Genomic DNA, 18,535 nt, shown 5'->3' with positions numbered 1-18,535 from the left:
CGGAAGGACTCCTTTGCGCAGGAGAAGGCAGGAGACGGTGGTGGCGGAGCGGCGCCCCGGGTCAGGTCAGGCGGCCGACCGTGCGGTCGCTGAGGTCGACGACGAGGGCGCGGGTGTCGATCCACGGCCCGTTCTTCACCTTGGCGACGACGCGCAGGCAGCGGTGCTTGCCGCACTCCGTCAGATCGGAGGGGACGTCCGCGACGGTCTCCTTGCGGAACACCATGCCGCTCAGCTGGAGTTGGTCCTGTGTGGTGAGCGCCTTGCCGGTGGCGTCCTTGTAGTCGCTCTTGAGGCCGGCGCCGAGCGGGTCGGCTATCAACAGCTGCGCGGCCTCGGCGAGTTCGTCCTTGTTGGGCGGCGGCTGCACGCCCCGGTCGGTGCGGGTGTCCTCGACCTTTCCGGTGTCGAGGTTCACGGTCTTGGTGACGACGGAGTCGCTCTTGTAGTCGTAGTAGACGACGTCGGCGCGGCGCTGGGCCGCCTCCGCGGCGCTCAGGCCCGGGTCGACCTCGGTCAGGTTGGTCGACAGGTGCTGGGGGCCGCGATCGCCCTCCACGTCCCTGGCGTCCCTCCGCAACGCGGTGCCGGACACGGCCAGTTGCTCGGCCCGCTCGGTCTCCGCGTCGGTCAGCGGGTCGCGTCCGACGCCCTTGTCCCCCTCGGCGGGTGCGGCCTCGACGGTGCCCTCCGGCGCCACGGCGTCGCGCTGGGCCGCGCCGGCCCTGGCCGCGTCACCCGCGCTCCCCGCGTCACCGGGCAGGCTCGCGCCGATCGCTACGGCGGCGCCGGCGGCCGCGAGGGCCACCCCCGCCACCAGCTTCCCGAGATGGCGTCTTGCTAGCTCGCGCACATCTTCCCCCTACTCCCCCAGCGGTCACACCGGAGGGCATACAGGTATTGCGTGGTCTTTCTGTAAGAGGGGCCCAACTCCTAGGTGGTTCCGCCACTTTCGGGGAGACTCTGGCCGATGTCGCCCGGACCGCCGGGCCGGAAGTGGAAGAGTCATAGCCATGCAGGTCTGGCCTGGACAGGCGTATCCACTGGGTGCCTCGTACGACGGCGCCGGAACGAACTTCGCGGTCTTCTCCGAGGCCGCGCACCGCATCGAGCTGTGCCTGTTGCACGACGACGGGTCGGAGACCGCGGTGGAGCTGCGGGAGTCCGACGCGTTCGTGCGGCACGCGTACCTGCCCGGCGTCATGCCGGGGCAGCGCTACGGCTACCGCGCGCACGGCCCGTACGAGCCGGAGCACGGCCTGCGCTGCAACTCGGCGAAGCTGCTGCTCGACCCGTACGCGCGGGCCGTCAGCGGAAGCATCGACTGGGGCGAGGCGGTGTACGGGTATCCGTTCGGGGCACCGGACGAGCGCAACGACCAGGACTCCGCGCCGCACACGATGGCGTCGGTCGTGGTCAACCCGTACTTCGACTGGGGCGACGACCGGCTGCCGCGCACCGAGTACCACGAGACGGTGCTCTACGAGGCGCATGTGAAGGGTCTGACGATGCTCCATCCGGCGCTGCCGGAGGAGCTGCGCGGCACGTATGCGGCGCTCGCGCATCCGGCGGTCATCGAGCACCTCACCGAACTGGGCGTCACCGCCCTTGAGCTGATGCCGGTGCACCAGTTCGTCAACGACCACCGTCTGGTCGAGATGGGCCTGAACAACTACTGGGGCTACAACACGATCGGCTTCTTCGCTCCGCACAACAAGTACGCGTCGTGGGGCGACCGGGGCGAGCAGGTCCTGGAGTTCAAGTCGGCGGTACGCGCGCTGCACCAGGCGGGTATCGAGGTCATCCTGGACGTCGTCTACAACCACACGGCGGAGGGCAACCACCTGGGCCCGACGCTCTCCTTCAAGGGCCTCGACAACCAGTCCTACTACCGGCTCACCGACGATCCGCAGTACTACATGGACACCACGGGGACCGGGAACTCGCTGCTGATGCGCTCCCCGCACGTGCTCCAGATGATCATGGATTCGCTGCGCTACTGGGTCGAGGAGATGCACGTCGACGGGTTCCGCTTCGACCTCGCGGCCACACTGGCGCGGCAGTTCCACGAGGTGGACCGCCTCTCGTCCTTCTTCGACCTGGTGCAGCAGGACCCGGTGGTCTCACGCGTGAAGCTGATCGCGGAGCCGTGGGACGTCGGCGAGGGCGGCTATCAGGTGGGCAATTTCCCGCCGTTGTGGACGGAGTGGAACGGCAAGTACCGCGACACCGTGCGGGACCTGTGGCGCGGGGAGCCGCGCACGCTCGCCGAGTTCGCGGGCCGCCTCACGGGCTCCTCGGACCTCTACCAGGACGACGGCCGCCGCCCGCTGGCCTCCATCAACTTCGTGACGTGCCACGACGGATTCACGCTGCACGACCTGGTCTCGTACAACGACAAGCACAACGACGCGAACGGCGAGGGCAATCGGGACGGCGAGAGCCACAACCGGTCGTGGAACTGCGGCGAGGAAGGCGACACGGACAACCCGGAGGTCCTTGAGCTGCGAGCGCGCCAGATGCGCAATTTCGTCGCTACGTTGATGCTGTCGCAGGGCGTGCCGATGCTCAGCCACGGCGACGAGTTCGCCCGTACGCAGGGCGGCAACAACAACGCGTACTGCCAGGACAACGAAGTGGCGTGGGTGCACTGGCCAGACGAGAACGCCCCCGATGAGCCGTTCCTGGAGTTCACGCGCGCGATGGTGCGGCTGCGCAAGGAGCATCCGGTCTTCCGCAGGCGCCGCTTCTTCCACGGCCGCCCGGTGGAGGGCACGCACGACGAGCTCTCCGACATCTCGTGGTTCACACCCGAGGGCGAGGAGATGACCCAGAAGGACTGGGGGGTCGCGCAGGCCCGCTCGATGGCGGTGTTCCTGAACGGGAACGCGATCTCGGAGCCGGGCCCGCGCGGCGAGCGGATCCTCGACGACTCGTTCCTGCTGCTGTTCAACGCGTCGCCCGAGGAGCTGGAGTTCGTGGTCCCGGTCAATCACGGCAGGCAGTGGGAGGCGGTCGTGGACACCGCGCTCGACGACGGGCTGCCCGCCGACGACGGGCAGAAGGTGCGGGCGGGCGACCGGCTGACGCTGGCGGCCCGCAGTCTCACGGTGCTGCGGCGGCCGGCGTAAGGGCCTGTGGGGGCCGTACGCCCAGGGCGACGAGGAAGGCGAGGGCGGCGGCGGCGCTGCCCACCGCGAACGCCGCAGCGGGGCCGTGAGCCTGCGCCAGGCGCCCGGCCGCGGCGAGCGTGACGGCCTGTCCGCCGACGAACGCGCTCGCGGCGACCGTCATGCCCTCGGCGAGCCGTTCGCGCGGCACGGCCCGTTCGGTGAGTCCGAAGCCGGTGATCAGGTTCGGCGCGAACAGGGCACCGAAGACGGTCACGGCGGCATACAGGAGCGGCATGCTGTGCGTGACGATCAGGGGCAGCGACAGGAGCGCCGCGGCGGCGGTGGCGACGCGCCAGCGGTGCTGGAGGGCGAACCGCTCGGGGACGGCCGCCATGGACAGGCCGACGACGGCGCTCATGACGCCCATCGCGGCGTAGACGAGGCCGGCCTGGTCCTCGTGGCCCAGCTCCTGGGTGAGCGCGGTGATCCCGGCGCCGCAGCCGCCGAGCAGGACGCCGAGCAGGACGAGGCCCACGCGCACGACGTGCACCTGGCGGGGCAGGCGCGGCCGCTCGGTGACGGGGCCGCGCGGTGCGGCGCGGGGCACCGCCGTGGCCGTCGGGTGCAGGGCGAAGGCGGTGCCGCAGCCGGCGACCAGGAGGGCGGCCGCGCCGAACGCGTAGGCGGGGTGCGCGAGCACGGAGGCGACGCCGATGAGAGCGGGGCCCAGGACGAACGACAGCTCGTCCATCGTGGACTCCAGGGACAGGACCGCGTTCACGGCGCGTTCGTCGGCCCCTTCGCGGCGGACGAGGGCGACGCCGCGGGCGCGCGCGAGGGGCCCGATCCCCGGCACGGTGGCGCCCGCGAGCACCGCGAGCGCGACGAGGAGGGGCGTCGGCAGGCCGTACAGCGCGCCCAGCGTGTAGGCCGCCACGGCGGCGGAGTTGAGCAGCGCGAAGGCGAGGACGACGGGGCGCTGGCCGCGCCGGTCCGCGAGGCGCCCCACGAAGGGCCCCATGACCACCTGGCCGAGCGCGAGGGCGCAGGCGACGGTGCCTCCGGTGGCGAGCGAGCCGCTGGTGCGCGTGACGAGCAGGACGCTGCCGAACTGGATCACCGCGACCGGGAGCCGCCCGAGGAACGAGACCACCGGGAGCAGCGTCCCCGTGACCGCGATCACCTGCCGGTACGTGCCGAGTGTCGTCGTGCTCGTCTTCTCCGCCGCACCGCTCATCGTCCGAAACTAACGAGGTCCGCGCGCGATCATGTATGCGGCGATGACACGAAAGCCACCCAGGCGGGTACGTAGGTTCGCATGACGCCTCAGCATCCGACGACCCCGTGGGCGACGTACCGGCTCCAGCTGCAACCGGACTTCGGGTTCGGTGCGGCGGCGGACGCGGTCCCGTATCTGGCCTCCTTGGGGGTCTCCCATCTGCATCTGTCGCCCGTCCTGGAAGCCGTGCCCGGATCGACGCACGGTTACGACGTGGTGGACTGCACGCGCGTGCGCGACGAACTGGGCGGCGAGGGCGGCCTGCGGGCGCTGGCCGGCACGGCGCACGAGCACGGGCTCGGCCTGGTCGTGGACATCGTGCCCAACCACATGGCGGCGTCCGCGCGCCACAACGGCCCGCTCAAGGATGTGCTGCGCCACGGCCCGACGTCTCCGTATGCGCGCTGGTTCGACATCGACTGGGAGGCGCAGGGCGACCGGGTCCTGCTGCCGGTCCTCGCGCGACATGTAGGCGACGAACTGCCCCACTTGAAGGTGGACGGCGACGTACTGCGCTACTACGAGCACGAGTTCCCCCTGCGTGAGGGCACCAGGGACCTGCCGCTGCCGCAGCTCCTGGATGCGCAGTGGTACCGCCTGTGCTGGTGGAGGCTGGCCCGCACGGAGCTCAACTACCGCCGCTTCTTCACCATTTCGGACCTGATCGCGGTGCGGATGGAGGACCCGGAGGTCTTCGAGGCGACGCACGCGACCGTGCTGCGCCTGATCCGCGAGGGTGTCGTCGACGGGCTGCGGGTCGACCACCCCGACGGCCTCGCCGACCCGGGCGGCTACGTGCAGCGGCTCGCCGAGGCGACGGGCGGCCGGTGGACGGTCGTCGAGAAGATCCTGGAGGAGGACGAGCGGCTCCCGGCGGCGTGGCCCGTCGCGGGCACCACCGGGTACGACGCCCTGCGGCACGTGGACGGCCTGTTCACGGACCCGGCGGGGGCCGGCCACCTCCTGGGCCTGTTCCGGCGGTTCACGGGCGCGGCGGCCGACCACGGCGGCGACTGGGCGGCCACGGTGCGCCGCGCCGCCCACCGGGTCGTGACGTACGAGCTCGCCGCGGAGGTGGACCGGCTGACGCGCGAGGCGAGCGCGCTGTGCGCCCTGGAGCCGGAGCTGCGCGACCACGCGCCGTGGGCGCTGCGCGGCGCGCTGCGGGAGCTGCTCGTACGCGTCCCGGTGTACCGCCCGTACGCGACGGGCGGCGCGGACCCGGAGACGGTGTTGACCGCAGCCGACGCGGAAGACGCGAAAGCCGCGTTCACCGTCCCTGAGGAGGCCCGCGCGGTCGACGCCGTACGGGAGTTGGCGCTGGGGCGGCGCGGCACGGGGCCGCGGCACCGGGCGTTCCGCGACCGGTTCGCGCAGACCGCGTCGGCGCTGCGGGCCAAGTCGGTCGAGGACAAGGCCTTCTACCGGCACACGCCGCTCCTGTCGGCCCTGGAGGTCGGCGGCTGCCCGGACGCTCCCGCGACAGCGGCGGAGGCGTTCCATGCCTACTGCGCGCGCGTGCAGCGGGACTGGCCGTACACGTCGACGGCGCTGTCCACGCACGACACGAAGCGCAGCGCCGACGTGCGGGCGGGCATCGCGGTCCTGACGCAGTGCCCGGGCCGGTGGGAGGCGCTGCTCGCCGGGGTGACGGAGCGGACCGCGCACGGCGGCGGCACGAGCGCGCCCGACCTCCAACTGGCGTGGGCCGCCTGGCAGACGGTGGCCGGGCTCGGCCCCGCGGAGCCGGAGCGGCTCCAGCGGGCGATGCTCAAGCACGCGCGCGAGGCGGGCCTGTTCACGACGTGGACGGAGCAGAACGCCGCCTACGAGAAGACCGTACGCGACTTCGTGGCGGCCGGCCCGTGCGGTCCCCCTGGAGACGCGGTGCTGCGCTTCATGGACTCGCTGGCGCCGCATGTGCGGGCGAACATCCTGGGCGCGGCCCTCGTCCATCTGACGATGCCGGGCGTCCCCGACCTCTACCAGGGCACGGAGCACGAGTTCCGCGCCCTGGTGGATCCGGACAACCGCGCGCCGGCCCGCTTCGACGCCGGCCGGTCCTCGGAGAAGGCGGATCTGACGAGGGCGGCCCTGCGCCTGCGCAAGAGGCATCCCGACTGGTTCGGCGGCGGGGCCACGTACACGCCGCTGTCCGCCGAGGGCCCCGGCGAGGCGCACTGCGTCGCCTACATGCGCTCGGACCGGGTGGTCGTGGCCGTGACCCGGCTGTCGCTGCGGCTCGCCGAGGCGGGTGGCTGGCAGGACACGCGGCTGCTCCTGCCGGACGGCGAATGGACCGAACTGCTCGCCCCCGAGCGGCGGTTCAGCGGCCGCGCGCGCGTGGCGGACCTCTTCGGACGGCTGCCGGTGGTGCTGCTGGTGCGGCCGGACGAGGCCGACGACGGCAGTGCGGGGACGGACGTCAGTGCAGGGACACCCGTACAGCGGCCGGAGAGCGGGTGAGCAGGCCCTCGGGGGCCGGCCGGAAGCCGGGTGCCCAGCGCACGGCCGGCAGCGCCTCCAGGAGGGCGTACAGGCCCGAGCGGGCGGTGAGGCGGGCGAGCTGGACGCCGAGGCAGCGGTGCCGGCCCGCGCCGAACGCGAGCTGCCCCGGGGCCGCGCGGAAGACGTCGTAGCGGTCGGGGTCGGCGAAGCGGGTGGCGTCCCGGCCCGCGGAGCCGACGAGGCAGGCGACGGTGGCGCCGGCGGGTATCGTCCCGCCGCTCGTCGCGACCGGCGCGAGAGCGCGGCGCAGCACGATGTGCACGGCCGGGTCGCGGCGCAGCGACTCGGCCCACGCGGCGTCGGCCAGCGCGGGCCTGGCCCGCACCAGCGCCAGCTGGGCCGGGTGGTCGAGGAGGTTGGCGAGGAGCGCCGCCAGGGCCCGGTCGGTGGCCTCGCCGCCCGCGCCGAGCAGGGTCGCCACGAGCCCGGTGACCGCCTCGTCGGACAGCGGCCGCCCGCCGGCCCGCGCGGTGCACAGCACGGACAGGAGATCGTCCCCCGGGTGGGCGCGGCGGCGCGCGAGGTGGGGGCGCAGGAAAGCGTCGAGGTCGGCGGGGGCACCGCCGAGGTGGGTCAGGCCGGTGCGGCACCAGGCGGTGACGCGGGCGGTGTCGGCGTGCGGCAGGCCGAGCGCGGCCACGACCGCCGCGGCGGGCAGCCAGTGGCAGAACTCCTCGACCAGATCGGCCTCTTGGTGGCGTACGAGGCGGCGGGCGAGCACGTAGGCGGTGCGGTCGACGCCCGCCTTCAATGCGGCCAGCGCGCGCCCTTGTAGCGCCGGGGAGACGAGCGCGCGGTGGGCGTCGTGCGTGGCCTCTTCAAGGTGGGCGAACGTGCGGCCGGGCGGCGGGGCGACCAGGCGGGGGTCGCTGAGGGCGGCGCGCACGTCCACGTAGCGGCTGAGCAGCCACGCGCCGAAGGCCTCGTCATGAAGGAGGGGGTGGGCGTCGCGGAGCCGGCGGTACAGCGGGTACGGGTCGCGGGCCACGGCGGGGTCGGCGAGGCTGGGCGGCGGCACGGGGCAGGCGGGGCGGTGACGACACGCCCCGGGACGGGAGGCCTGTCCAGGAGGGCAGAGCACCGCGGGCTCCCGTCTGTGCGCCGATGCGCGCGCCGATGCTGCGCGCGGCTGCTCCCAGCCCACCACCGAGGGCCCCGGCACGCCGCGCCCGTACACCCGTACGAGTGAAAACCGCGACGCTGCGTAGTGCCGTGGCCCTGGATTTCCGTCGAGATCGGTCTGAACACGCGGCCTGCCGGTCGCGTATCTCAGGGCGGGACGCACGACCGGAGAACACGACCGGAGAAGGCGGGACCCACGACCGGAGAAGCGGAACGAAGTCTGTCGGCGAGACGTTCTCCTGTCACGCGGGGTGTGGCCTGCGCGGGCGCCGGAAAGCGGGACGGCGGCCCGCAAAGGCCTTCTTGACAGGCCGGTCCCGGCGTGGGGTACTGCGTTTTGCTGACGCCGGGAGCACCAACGGGGGTGAGTCATCTGACGGACCAGCGCTACCCCACCTCGGCCGAAGTGGTCCAGTCAGCGCGGGAGCTGGCGACCCACCGACCTGACCTGTGCCATCTACGCCAGGTCGGCATGTCCCGAGGGAACAGACCCCTGCAACTGCTGTCCGTGGGACACGACCGGCGTGCCGTCCTGATCGTCGCGGGCGCGCACGCCAACGAGCCGACGGGCGCCTCCACGGTGCTGCACCTGGCCGAACGAGCCCTGAGGGACCGCGAGTTGAGATCCGACCGGTCCTGGCACTTCCTGCTGTGCGCGGACCCGGACGGCGCGGCCCTGCACCGCACGCCCGCGCCGCGCACGCTGCTCGACTACCACCGGCACTTCTTCCGCCCCGCGGGCCCCGAACAGCCCGAGTGGTCGCCCTCGGTACTGCCGCCGGACCGCCTCCCGCCGGAGACCCGGGCGCTCACCGGCGTCATCGACCAGCTGCGCCCCTACCTCCAGGTCTCGCTGCACGGCACCGAACTGGGCGGCAGCTGGGTGCAGTTGACCCGGGACATACCGGGGCTCGCGGAGCCCTTCGCGAAGTCGGCGGCGGAGCTGCACATCCCGGTGGAGACCGGGGCGTCGGACGCGGCGGGCTGGCCGGCGTCCGGGCGCGGGGTCCATGTGATGCCGGAGCCCGACGCGCAGGCCGCGTTCCCGAGCCTGCCGGACGACGCGCGGCACTCCACCTGGCACCACGCCCACCGCTACGGCGGCTCCACGGCCATCGTCGAGGTCCCCATGTGGGCCAGCGACCTCGTCGACGACCCGGCGCCGCACCCGGCGCCCGAGCGGGCCCTCGCGCGGCTGTCGGCACGTCTGAGCCGGGACACCCGCCTCGTGGAGGACATCCTCGCGGAGTCGCTGCCCCGTCTGCCCGACACATCGGGCCCGCTGCTGCGGGCGGCGCGCTGGGCGCTGAGCCTGGTGCCGGGCCTGGCGGACGACTGGGTGCAACCGCCGCCGCCGGACGCGACGATGGCGTACATAGGCTCCATCGACGCGTTCGCCCGGCGGCTGCCGCTTCGGGCCGCCGCGATGCTGCTGCGCGTCCTGGAAGAGGCCGACGACCTGGCCGCGCCCCGCCTCGACGCCCTCGTCACGCGCTGGTGCGCGGTGTACGCGGACCGGTTCGGGGCGCGCTGGGTCCCGGTGGCGCATCAGGTCGAGCACCAGGCGCGGACGACGATCGCGGCGGTCCGGCACGCTCAGGGGTGAGCACCCCGGGAAAGAGCTGAAGGGCGGTCAGTCGTCGGTCTTGAAGACCGACCCCGTGCTGGCGTGCAGCACGCACTCGTTGGAGAAGTCGCGCGCGTACGCCACGCGCCGGCCGTCCCACATCCCGTACGCGACGGCGGTGACCGGCTTGTAGATCATGAGGCAGGCCGTGTCCTGTACGGGGATCCGGTTGATGTCGCCCTTGGCCGCCGCCAGTTCACGGCAGGCCGCGGCGGCGTACGGGTGGCCCGCCGCCGTGTGCGCGGGGCAGCGCAACAGCGTGCCCTCCATGTCACCGAGGACGCCGTCGCCCTCCATGACGGACAGGTAGACCCAGTTGCCGGGCAGCGACTCCTGAGGAGCCGCCTGGGTCGTGCCCGCCGCCGCGCCGAGCAGGGCGCAGGCCGCCGCGGCGGCCAGCAGGGTGCCGCGTGCCTTCGTGACCGATACCAGGGCCATGGATGTCACCGTTCCTCGCGTTCCAGGGGCGCGCGGGCGCTCGCCCGTGCCGCTGCATACATCGACACGGACAGGCCCTTACCGCACCGGGTACACGGCGCCATCCACCCGAACGGGACGGCGGGAACGGGCAGTCGGCTCAGCCCGACTCAGCTCGCGGAGAGCCGGAACGACATGCGGCCGAAGGCGACCTGGTCGCCGTCCTGGACCACGGCGGCACCGATGACCCGCCGGCCGTTCACGGACGTGCCGTTCGTGGAGCCGAGGTCGCGCAGCACCCACGTGCCGCCCTGCCGGCTCAGCTCGGCGTGCACCCGCGAGACCGTCTCGTGGCTCAGGCGCAGGCCGTTGGCCGGATCGCGGCCGATGCGCAGCGGGTACGGGTTGGCGACCGGCGGCAGGAGCAGCTTCGGCAGCCGCTCGACGGTCCAGGCGCGGCGCAGCCGCACGGTGAACCCGGAGACCGCTCCGACGGCCCCGAAGACGGCCCGCGTCCACCGGTTCTCCGGGCGCAGGTCGGCGGTGAGCGCGGCCAGTTCGTCGGGCTTGCGGGCGGCGAGCGCCAGCTCCATCCGACGCACGAACGTGTCGTGCGAGAGCCGCCCGAGCGCGGCGCCGTCCCTGAGCACCTTCAGCGCACGGTCCCGCTCGGCGTCGGACACCCGAGCCGGGTACGTGTGGTGTTCAAAAGAGGACGTCACAGTGGCGATTGTCGGGCAGCGGGGGCCGGGGTGTCCAGAAAACGGGGAGCGTCGCGTATGCCCCACTGCTAGGTTCGACGCCGCCGCGGCCGGGAACGGGCCGCTCCACAAGGAGAGTTCTTGACCTCTGCACCGCGGGACCTGACGATTCGCGCCCTCACGGGCGGCGACGCCGCGACGGCCGACACCGCGCTCTTCCGCTCCATGGACGACCCGGGCCTCGTCGGCCGCGTCATCACGGGCGTCGACTACCGGACCTTCGACGAGGGCGGTGACTACGACCCCGCCCGGACCTGGGTGGCGCTGCGCGGGGGACGCGTCGTGGCACGGGCCGCCTGGTGGGGCGCGCCGGACGACACGGAGCCGGTCAACCTGAACTGGTTCGACGTCGACCCCGACGACCTGGAGGCGGGCGTCGAGCTCCTCCGCCGGGCGCCGTACGACGTCGAGTACGAGTTGATCCTGCCCGGTGACTGGAGCGAGCGTCCCGATGTCCGCGCCGCCGCCGAAGCGCGCATGGAGGCGGCCGGGCAGGCGGGCATGCGCCTGCTCGTGGAGCGTCTGCGCTACCGGTGGACTCCGCGGGACGGGCTTCCGGAGCGGCCCGGCCGACTGGAGTTCCGGCCCGAGCCCGACGACACCGTCGTCCTCGACGTGCTGCGCCGCGTGCACTCCTCGACGCTGGACGCGCACGCGCTGCGCGCCGTCGAGGAAGGCGGCCTCGACCAGGCCGCCCAGGAGGAGCTGGACTTCTTCCACTGGTGTCCGTCGCCGCGTGAATGGCTGCAGTTGGCGTACACCGAGGACACGGGCGAACTCGTCGGCATCCATGTGCCCGCGTACAACCACTCGGGGCCGATCATCGGGTTCATCGGGGTCGTGCCGGAGCAGCGCGGCCGGGGTTATGCGTATGACCTCCTGGCGGAGTCGACGCACTTCCTCGTCGCGCAGGGCGCCGGGGCGATCGATGCGGCCACCGACGACGGGAACGTCCCGATGGCAGCGAATTTCGCGAAGGCCGGGTACCCGGTGATCCAGAAGCGCGTCCATTTCGTGTGACCCGGGCCGCACCTCGCCGAAACGGCCCCCTGACGATCAAGAGTGACGCACCATGGACGCGTCGTCACCGGCCGCAGACGAGGGGAACCGTCCGTGCAGTTCGAGGTGTGGGCACCACAGGCCGAGCAGGTCACGCTCCACATGGAAGGCGTCGCGACAGCAGCCGTCGAGCACGCCTTGGAGCGTGATCCCGACCGCGACGGCTGGTGGTCGGGTTCCGCCGACGCGCGGGACGGGACGCGGTACGGGTTCGCGCTCGACGGCGGCCCCGTCCTGCCCGACCCCCGCTCGCGCCGCCAGCCCGACGGGCCCGACGGCCTGAGCGCGGTCGTCGACCACGACCGGTATGTGTGGCAGGGCGGTTGGGCGGGGCGGGAGCTGACCGGTGCGGTCCTGTACGAGCTGCATGTGGGCACGTTCACGCGGGAGGGCACGCTCGACGCCGCCGCGGAGCGCCTCGCACACCTGGCCGAACTGGGTGTCACGCACGTCGAGTTGATGCCGCTGTGCCCGGTCCCCGGCCGGCACGGCTGGGGCTACGACGGGGTCAGCCTGTGGGCCGTGCACGAGCCGTACGGCGGCCCCGAGGCACTGAAGCGCTTTGTCGACGCGGCGCACGAGCTCGGGCTCGGCGTCGTCCTGGACGTGGTCCACAACCACCTGGGCCCGTCCGGCAACTACCTGCCCTCCTTCGGCCCGTACTTCACGGACACCCACCACACGCCGTGGGGCAGCGCCGTGAACCTGGACGCGCCCGGCTCGGACGAGGTGCGCGCCTACCTGATCGGCAGCGCCCTCGCCTGGCTGCGCGACTACCGGCTCGACGGGCTGCGGCTCGACGCGATCCACGAGCTCCACGACCGGCGCGCCCTGCCGTTCCTGGAGGAACTGTCGGCCGAAGTGGACGCCCTCGCCGAGCAGTTGGGCCGCCAGCTCTTCCTGATCGGCGAGTCCGACCTCGGCGATCCGCGGGTCGTCACGTCCCGCGCGGAGGGCGGGCTCGGCCTGCACGCCCAGTGGAACGACGACGTCCACCACGCGATCCACGCCGCCGTCACGGGTGAACGGCAGGGCTACTACGCGGACTTCGCGGCCCGTCCCCTCGCGGCGGTCGCCAAGACGCTCACGCACGGCTTCTTCCACGACGGCACGTACTCGACGTTCCGCGGCCGCCGGCACGGCCGTCCGCTGGACCGCACCCGCACGCCCGCGCACCGGCTGCTCGCCTATACGCAGACCCACGACCAGGTCGGCAACCGCGCCCAGGGCGACCGGCTCGCCGCCTCCGTCTCCCCCGGCCTGCTCGCGTGCGCGGCGACACTCGTCCTCACCGGCCCGTTCACGCCGATGCTGTTCATGGGTGAGGAGTGGGCGGCGAGCACGCCGTGGCAGTACTTCACGGACCACACCGATCCGTCGCTCGCCGACGCCGTACGCAAGGGCAGGCGGCGGGAGTTCGCGGCGCACGGCTGGGCGGAGGCCGACATCCCCGACCCGCAGGACCCGGCGACGCGGCTGCGCTCCTGCCTCGACTGGTCGGAGCGCGAGAGCGGCGACCACGCGCGCGTGCTCGCCTGGTACCGCGAACTCATCGCGCTCCGCCGCGCCCGCACGGACCTTCAGGATCCGGATCTGGCGGCGGTGCGGGTCGCGTACGACGAGGAGGCGCGGTGGATCGCGTACCGGCGCGGGGATCTGCGGGTGGCGGTGAACCTGTCCGGGGTGCCGGTGTCGATTCCTCTGGGCCGGCCTGTCGCTGCGCTGTTGGCGGCGTGGGAGCGGGTTGACGTCCCTGGGGCGGATGGCGTTCTCACGGTTCCGGCGGAGTCCTGCGTGGTCGCTGTCGCGCCGTAGGGGGTGCGGTGCGTTTGCGGGTGCGAGTGAGTGGGGGCTGGTCGCGCCCCGCGGCGGAGCCGCTCATGACACAGCCCCGCGCCCCAGACATGCAGACGCTTCGCGTCGCATTTCCCCGATGAGACGCGCCCTATGAGATGGCGCACGCAGTGCGCATCTCAGGGGCGCGGGGAACGGCGCGACCAGCCCCCACCGGACCGGCAGACACAGAACCGTCGACGACAGCCCCGCTCACCCGTCCGACACCAGCTCCAACAGGATCGGCTCCCACACCCGTTCGAGCCGCACCCTCAGCACCCCGGAGTCCCCGCCCTCCGCCAGCCGAACCACCGCATCGCACCGCCCCAGCCAAAGGCCCCGCAGACACGCCCGCGCCCCGTACCCCGCCAGCGTCGCCGACCGCACCGCCGCCCGCGCGCCGACCGACGCCGCCAGGCCCGCGATGTCCTCCGCCGGGTCACCGATGACCGCGTCGCCCCAGCCGAGCGCCCCGGTCACCCGGCCGTCGCGCGTGACGATCAGGTGCTCGCCGGAGAGGCCGTGGTGGACGAGGACGGCGTCGGGCAGGGGACCGAGCTGGGCCACCGCGTGGCCGGTCAGCTGGCGCAGCCGCTCCGCGTCGAACTCGCCCTGCCCGTCGAGCTTCTGGGCCGCGGGCGCCGCCGCGCGCCGCAGGTTCTCCAGGGAGCGCGGCGCGGCCTTGGGCACGCCGAGCTGAGCGGCGCGCGCCACCGGTACCGCGCGCAGGGCGGTGAGCAGCCCGGCGAGGTCCTCCTCGCCGGCGGCCGTGACCTCCCGCTCCTGTGCGTTGTCGCCGGGCAGCCGGGTGTCCAGGGAGTAGCCGAGGCCGGGGGCCCACTCCCCCGACGCGATGCCGACGGGCACGGCGACCGGTACGTAGGGGCGGACGAGGTCGCGCAGGCGCAGCTCGCGCCGGCGCCGCGTCGACGCGGCCGCGTCGGGGGCGAGGCGCAGCACGTGCTTGTCGCCGACCCACCAGGTGTACGGCGAGGTCGCGGCGCGGACGTCGCCACCGCCGGGGAGCAGCGGCTCCAGGAGGTGGCGCACCGTCTCGGCGGTGGGCTGTTGCGGCGTCGGCGGCATGGCGGGTCAGCTCACGATCGCCATGTCCCGCGCCGTGGCGTTGAGGCGCCGGCCGCCGTCCTCGGTGACGGTGACGATGTCCTCGACGCGGACGCCGAAACGGCCGGGGAGGTAGATGCCCGGCTCGACGGAGAAGCACATGCCGGGCACGAGTTCCTGCTCCTCGCCCTCGATCATGTACGGGGGTTCGTGCGTGGTGACGCCGATGCCGTGCCCGGTGCGGTGGATGAAGTACTCGCCGTACCCGGCGTCGGTGATGACCTTGCGGGCGACCCGGTCGACGTCCTGGCAGGCGATCCCGGGCCGCACCGCGTCGCAGGCCGCCGTCTGCGCCTCGCGCACGATGTCGTGCACGCGCTGTTCCTCGTCGGTCGGTTCGCCGACGTGCACGGTGCGGGTGGTGTCGGAGCCGTAGCCGTGCTTGAGTCCGCCGAAGTCGAGGACGACCATGTCGCCGTGCTGGATGACGCGGTCGCTCGCCTCGTGGTGCGGGTTGGCGCCGTTGGGTCCCGATCCGACGACCGTGAAGTCGACCTGCGAGTGCCCGAACTGCCGGAGCAGGCCGGCGAGTTCGCGAGCGATGTCGTTCTCCTTGCGCCCCGCGAAGGCGACCTTCTTGATCTCCTCGTACGTGGCGTCGGCGGCGGCGCCCGCGGCCGCGAGCCGCTCCAGTTCGGCGGCGTCCTTGACGCCGCGCAGCATCGGCAGGGCTTCGGTGAGCGAGACGTACGAGGTGTCGGGCAGCGTCCTCTGGAGTCCGAGCAGGTGCATGGCCCAGGCGTTGTCGCTGACGCCGAAGCGGCCGGATCCCCCGGAGGACCGGAGCAGCGGGGCCGTGACGTCGTACGGGTTCTTGCCGTCGGTCCAGTCGCGCAGCGTCATCGCGTCGGCGCCGGCGGCCTTCGCCGCGTCGGGCGCCTCCAGCGTCGGCACGACGAGGGTGGGCTCCTGCCCCGCGGCGAGGACGAGGAGGGTGAGCCGCTCGGTGTCGGCCGGCACGGAGTAGCCGGTGAGCCAGACGAGGTCGGGCCCCGGCGCGACGAGCACCCCGGCGAGCCCCGCGTCGGCGGCGGACTGCGCGGCCCGTTCCATACGGGCCTTGTAGTCGGCGGCGGTGAAGGGCGCGGGCGTGCCGGTCGTCATCTCCGGAACCTCCATGAAGGGGACTGACTCTGGGCAGCATCCTGCCCGGCGGCCGGGGACGGCGCGAGTCCGCCCCCTGGCCATCGGTTCACCACCGGGCACCGGCAATGAACGCCGGCACCTTGTTCAAGCATTATCTCTAATGCTTAGATCCACGTATCCCGTTAAGCACGCTCGGAACACCGAACGGCTCGGAAGCCCGAGCGGCTCGTAAGCCCGAACGACTCAGACAAGGACGTACGCCCATGCTCGTGCTCGCCCAGATCAGCGATCCGCACCTCGACGGCACGCCGCGCGCGACCGAGCGGGCCCGCCGCGTCATGGACCATCTGCGGGCACTGCCGGGGACCGTGGACGCGCTCCTGGTGACCGGCGACATCGCGGACCACGGCGCCGAGTCGGAGTACGAGGAGGCGGCCGAGCTGCTCGGCCTGCACGACCCGGCGTCGCCGTTCCCGGTCCTGACCTGCCCCGGCAACCACGACAGCCGCGCGCCCTACCGCAAGGCCCTGCTGCGCGAGGACGCCGCGACGACCCCGGTCAACCGTGCGCACCGGGTGGGCGGGGCCGCGATCCTGATGTGCGACTCCAGCATCCCGGACGCCGACGAAGGGGCGCTCGACGAGGAGACGTACGGCTGGATCGAGGAGGAGCTCGACGCGCTGGACGGCGAGACGCCGGTCCTGCTCGCCTTCCATCACCCGCCGGTCGCGCTGCACCACCCGCTGCCCGACCGCTACCAGCTCGGCCAACCCCGCGCCCTGGCGCGCCTGCTGGAGCGCCGGCCGGAGATCGTCGGGCTCATCACGGGCCACGCCCACTCGCCGGCGGCGACCACGTTCGCCGGGCGGCCGCTGATCGTGGGGCCCGGGGTGACGTGGACGCTGCGGCTGCCCTGGGAGGGCGAGCAGGTGGCGGACCTGGAGGCGCCGGTGGGTCTGGCGTTCCATGTCCTGGACGACGAGCGGCGGTTGACCACGCACTTCCGCACGGTATGACCCCAGGTCGGCCGGCTGTCAGGTCACGACGCCGGGGGTGACCGTCAACTCCTGGCGGGCACCACTGTCATGACGGACCGTCATCGTCAGCTGCCGCCCCGGGTGCGCGTCCGCGACGACCGCCGCGAGGTCGCTCGCCGAGCCGATCCGCGCCGTGCCGAGGCTCACCAGGACGTCACCGCGCACCAGTCCGGCGGTGTATCCCGGCCCCGGCACGTGCACGGCGACCACCAGCGCGCCGGGCCCCTTCGGCGCGTCGACCACCTCGACGCCGAGGCTGCCCTTGGCCGCGGCGGCGGCCGGGGACGGCGCGGGCGGCGCCGTCGGCTTCCGTGCGGGCGGGGGCGCCTGCGCCGCCTGCTTCTGCATCTCGGCCAGCTTGCTCATGCTGATGACGGTGGCCCCGACGGTGCCGAGCCCCACGCCGGCCAGCACCAGAACGACCGCGCACAGCAGCCCGGACAACCAGGTGACCAGGCGCTTTCCGCGCCGTCGCGCGGCGTGCGGGCGCCGCGCGGGGCGCGGCTTTCGCTCGGGGGCGCCGCCGGGGTCGTCCCCCGCGGTTCCGGGCATGGACTTGGGTCGCAACGCGGTCTGTTCCATAGGTCGCTCGCCTCCGGCCACAGCTCTACCCGCCGGTCCGGCGCGCGACGATCCCCGAACGAGTGAGAGTGCCGGGCCGCGCTCGAACACCCGCGGTTCCGCGCAGGTCAGCCCATCAGTGCCGCCGCCAGCTCCGCCGCGGGCCCGCGCAGCTCCCCCGCGTGCACCAGCTCCGTACGGTGGACGACGCGCGGCGCGACGAGCGGAACCGCGGTCGGGCAGGAAGCGGCGAGCGACGCGGGCAGCACCGTCAGGCCGTGCCCCGCCGCCGCCAGCGCCAGCAGCGTGCGCAGGTCCGTGCCCTCGTAGCGCAACGCCGGACGGAAGCCACCGCCGCCGTGCGCCGCCCGCAGCCGGTCGAGCGGGACACCGGCGCCGGGGGCGTCGAGCCAGCGTGCGTCGACGAGGTCGACGAGGCGTAGCCCGGCGCGGCGGGCCAGCGGATGGCCGGCCGGCAGGACCACGTGGACCGGCTCCTCGGCGATGCCGTGCGTGGTCAGCGGGGCGACGTCGGGCAGCCGCAGCGGGTCGCTGGGCGCGGCGACCCCGTCCACGATGCCCAGATCGACGGCGCCCGTCGCGACCTCGGCGGGGATCTCCTCGCGCGCCAGCACCCGTACGGTCACGGCGGTGTGCGGCAGCAGCGCGGCCGTGTGCTCGCGCAGCGCGGTCGGCGTGACGGCGAGGGTCAGCCCGCCACCGGGAGCCGCCGCGCTGCGGCGCACGTCGGCGCGGGCCGCGTCGAGGCGCAGCAGCAGCGGGCCCGCGTGTTCCAGGAGCCGCTCCCCGGCGGGCGTCGGCGCGACCGGCCGCCGGGTCAGGAGCGGAGCGCCGAGGTCCTGCTCCAGGGCCGCGATGTGCTGGGAGACGGCGGACTGGGTGTAGCCCAGCTCCCGGGCCGCCGCGGAGAAGGAGGCGAGGCGGGCGACGGTGACGTACGTGCGCAGCAGGTGCGGGTCCATGCGGCCCAGGGTGGCAGCCGCACA

Annotated in this window: 15 protein-coding genes; 6 read left to right on the top strand and 9 right to left on the bottom strand. The window is 73.5% G+C overall.

What is annotated here, in order from left to right:
• Positions 1-61 precede the first annotated feature (61 nt).
• Positions 62-853: a Tat pathway signal sequence domain protein gene (locus tag AB0L37_RS30740; protein WP_365512618.1), complete on the bottom strand. Its 792-nt coding sequence runs from the start codon at positions 851-853 to the stop codon at positions 62-64.
• 160 nt (positions 854-1,013) lie between these two features.
• On the opposite strand from AB0L37_RS30740, the gene glgX reads away from it, so the two are divergent.
• A complete protein-coding gene (gene glgX / locus AB0L37_RS30735) occupies positions 1,014-3,131 on the top strand; it encodes a glycogen debranching protein GlgX (protein WP_365512615.1) in 2,118 nt (705 codons plus the stop codon).
• On the opposite strand, the gene AB0L37_RS30730 is transcribed toward glgX, so the two are convergent.
• Positions 3,106-4,350 carry an MFS transporter gene (locus tag AB0L37_RS30730; protein WP_365512612.1) on the bottom strand — a complete coding sequence of 415 codons (1,245 nt, stop codon included), beginning with the start codon at positions 4,348-4,350 and terminating at the stop codon, positions 3,106-3,108. The genes glgX and AB0L37_RS30730 overlap by 26 nt on opposite strands.
• Before the next feature lie 81 nt (positions 4,351-4,431).
• Between AB0L37_RS30730 and treY the strand changes: the two genes are divergently transcribed.
• Positions 4,432-6,858 carry a malto-oligosyltrehalose synthase gene (gene treY, locus AB0L37_RS30725; protein WP_365512609.1) on the top strand — a complete coding sequence of 809 codons (2,427 nt, stop codon included), beginning with the start codon at positions 4,432-4,434 and terminating at the stop codon, positions 6,856-6,858.
• On the opposite strand, the gene AB0L37_RS30720 is transcribed toward treY, so the two are convergent.
• Positions 6,818-7,918, bottom strand: a complete 1,101-nt coding sequence (locus AB0L37_RS30720) for a cytochrome P450 (protein WP_365512606.1) — start codon at positions 7,916-7,918, stop codon at positions 6,818-6,820. The two genes, treY and AB0L37_RS30720, sit on opposite strands and share 41 nt — an antisense overlap.
• Before the next feature lie 468 nt (positions 7,919-8,386).
• On the opposite strand from AB0L37_RS30720, the gene AB0L37_RS30715 reads away from it, so the two are divergent.
• Positions 8,387-9,628: a M14 family zinc carboxypeptidase gene (locus AB0L37_RS30715; protein WP_365512603.1), complete on the top strand. Its 1,242-nt coding sequence runs from the start codon at positions 8,387-8,389 to the stop codon at positions 9,626-9,628.
• Between the two features lie 27 nt (positions 9,629-9,655).
• Here the strand turns inward: AB0L37_RS30715 and AB0L37_RS30710 are convergent, their stop codons facing one another.
• Positions 9,656-10,087 carry an SSI family serine proteinase inhibitor gene (locus AB0L37_RS30710; RefSeq protein WP_365512600.1) on the bottom strand — a complete coding sequence of 144 codons (432 nt, stop codon included), beginning with the start codon at positions 10,085-10,087 and terminating at the stop codon, positions 9,656-9,658.
• Between the two features lie 149 nt (positions 10,088-10,236).
• The gene (locus AB0L37_RS30705; RefSeq protein ID WP_365512597.1) at positions 10,237-10,788 is read right to left on the bottom strand and encodes a DUF1707 and FHA domain-containing protein; all 552 of its coding nucleotides are present in this window, start codon (positions 10,786-10,788) and stop codon (positions 10,237-10,239) included.
• A 204-nt stretch (positions 10,789-10,992) separates the two neighbouring features.
• Here AB0L37_RS30705 and AB0L37_RS30700 point away from each other — a divergent pair, with 204 nt between their 5' ends.
• Together AB0L37_RS30700 and treZ are read left to right on the top strand one after the other, a co-directional pair.
• Complete coding sequence (locus tag AB0L37_RS30700) at positions 10,993-11,847, top strand: GNAT family N-acetyltransferase (protein ID WP_365512682.1); 855 nt, start codon at positions 10,993-10,995, stop codon at positions 11,845-11,847.
• A 93-nt stretch (positions 11,848-11,940) separates the two neighbouring features.
• Positions 11,941-13,701 (top strand): malto-oligosyltrehalose trehalohydrolase, encoded by a 1,761-nt coding sequence (gene treZ / locus AB0L37_RS30695; RefSeq protein WP_365512594.1) that lies wholly within the window; start codon positions 11,941-11,943, stop codon positions 13,699-13,701.
• Between the two features lie 231 nt (positions 13,702-13,932).
• On the opposite strand, the gene AB0L37_RS30690 is transcribed toward treZ, so the two are convergent.
• The gene (locus tag AB0L37_RS30690; protein WP_365512591.1) at positions 13,933-14,805 is read right to left on the bottom strand and encodes an aminoglycoside phosphotransferase family protein; all 873 of its coding nucleotides are present in this window, start codon (positions 14,803-14,805) and stop codon (positions 13,933-13,935) included.
• 6 nt (positions 14,806-14,811) lie between these two features.
• The gene (locus AB0L37_RS30685) at positions 14,812-15,948 is read right to left on the bottom strand and encodes an aminopeptidase P family protein (RefSeq protein ID WP_365512588.1); all 1,137 of its coding nucleotides are present in this window, start codon (positions 15,946-15,948) and stop codon (positions 14,812-14,814) included.
• Between the two features lie 245 nt (positions 15,949-16,193).
• Here AB0L37_RS30685 and AB0L37_RS30680 point away from each other — a divergent pair, with 245 nt between their 5' ends.
• Positions 16,194-16,946: a metallophosphoesterase gene (locus AB0L37_RS30680; RefSeq protein WP_365512584.1), complete on the top strand. Its 753-nt coding sequence runs from the start codon at positions 16,194-16,196 to the stop codon at positions 16,944-16,946.
• An 18-nt stretch (positions 16,947-16,964) separates the two neighbouring features.
• Here AB0L37_RS30680 and AB0L37_RS30675 read toward each other — a convergent pair whose 3' ends face one another.
• Together AB0L37_RS30675 and AB0L37_RS30670 are read right to left on the bottom strand one after the other, a co-directional pair.
• Positions 16,965-17,549: a PDZ domain-containing protein gene (locus AB0L37_RS30675; protein WP_365512581.1), complete on the bottom strand. Its 585-nt coding sequence runs from the start codon at positions 17,547-17,549 to the stop codon at positions 16,965-16,967.
• A 107-nt stretch (positions 17,550-17,656) separates the two neighbouring features.
• Positions 17,657-18,511 carry a LysR family transcriptional regulator gene (locus AB0L37_RS30670; protein WP_365512577.1) on the bottom strand — a complete coding sequence of 285 codons (855 nt, stop codon included), beginning with the start codon at positions 18,509-18,511 and terminating at the stop codon, positions 17,657-17,659.
• Positions 18,512-18,535 lie beyond the last annotated feature (24 nt).

The sequence above is a fragment of the Streptomyces sp. NPDC052225 genome (genome assembly GCF_040679615.1).
GTDB lineage: Bacteria > Actinomycetota > Actinomycetes > Streptomycetales > Streptomycetaceae > Streptomyces.
The sequence above is the reverse complement of the archived record's forward strand: the minus strand, read 5'-3'. Positions and strand labels throughout refer to the sequence as shown.

Bases quoted from the DNA above. Each gene is read 5' to 3' on its own strand.
- glgX (WP_365512615.1), top strand. From the start codon at position 1,014: ATGCAGGTCTGGCCTGGACAGGCGTATCCACTGGGTGCCTCGTACGAC.
- AB0L37_RS30730 (WP_365512612.1), bottom strand. From the start codon at position 4,350: ATGAGCGGTGCGGCGGAGAAGACGAGCACGACGACACTCGGCACGTAC.
- treY (WP_365512609.1), top strand. From the start codon at position 4,432: ATGACGCCTCAGCATCCGACGACCCCGTGGGCGACGTACCGGCTCCAG.
- AB0L37_RS30710 (WP_365512600.1), bottom strand. From the start codon at position 10,087: ATGGCCCTGGTATCGGTCACGAAGGCACGCGGCACCCTGCTGGCCGCC.
- AB0L37_RS30700 (WP_365512682.1), top strand. From the start codon at position 10,993: ATGGACGACCCGGGCCTCGTCGGCCGCGTCATCACGGGCGTCGACTAC.
- AB0L37_RS30690 (WP_365512591.1), bottom strand. From the start codon at position 14,805: ATGCCGCCGACGCCGCAACAGCCCACCGCCGAGACGGTGCGCCACCTC.
- AB0L37_RS30685 (WP_365512588.1), bottom strand. From the start codon at position 15,948: ATGACGACCGGCACGCCCGCGCCCTTCACCGCCGCCGACTACAAGGCC.
- AB0L37_RS30680 (WP_365512584.1), top strand. From the start codon at position 16,194: ATGCTCGTGCTCGCCCAGATCAGCGATCCGCACCTCGACGGCACGCCG.
- AB0L37_RS30675 (WP_365512581.1), bottom strand. From the start codon at position 17,549: ATGGAACAGACCGCGTTGCGACCCAAGTCCATGCCCGGAACCGCGGGG.
- AB0L37_RS30670 (WP_365512577.1), bottom strand. From the start codon at position 18,511: ATGGACCCGCACCTGCTGCGCACGTACGTCACCGTCGCCCGCCTCGCC.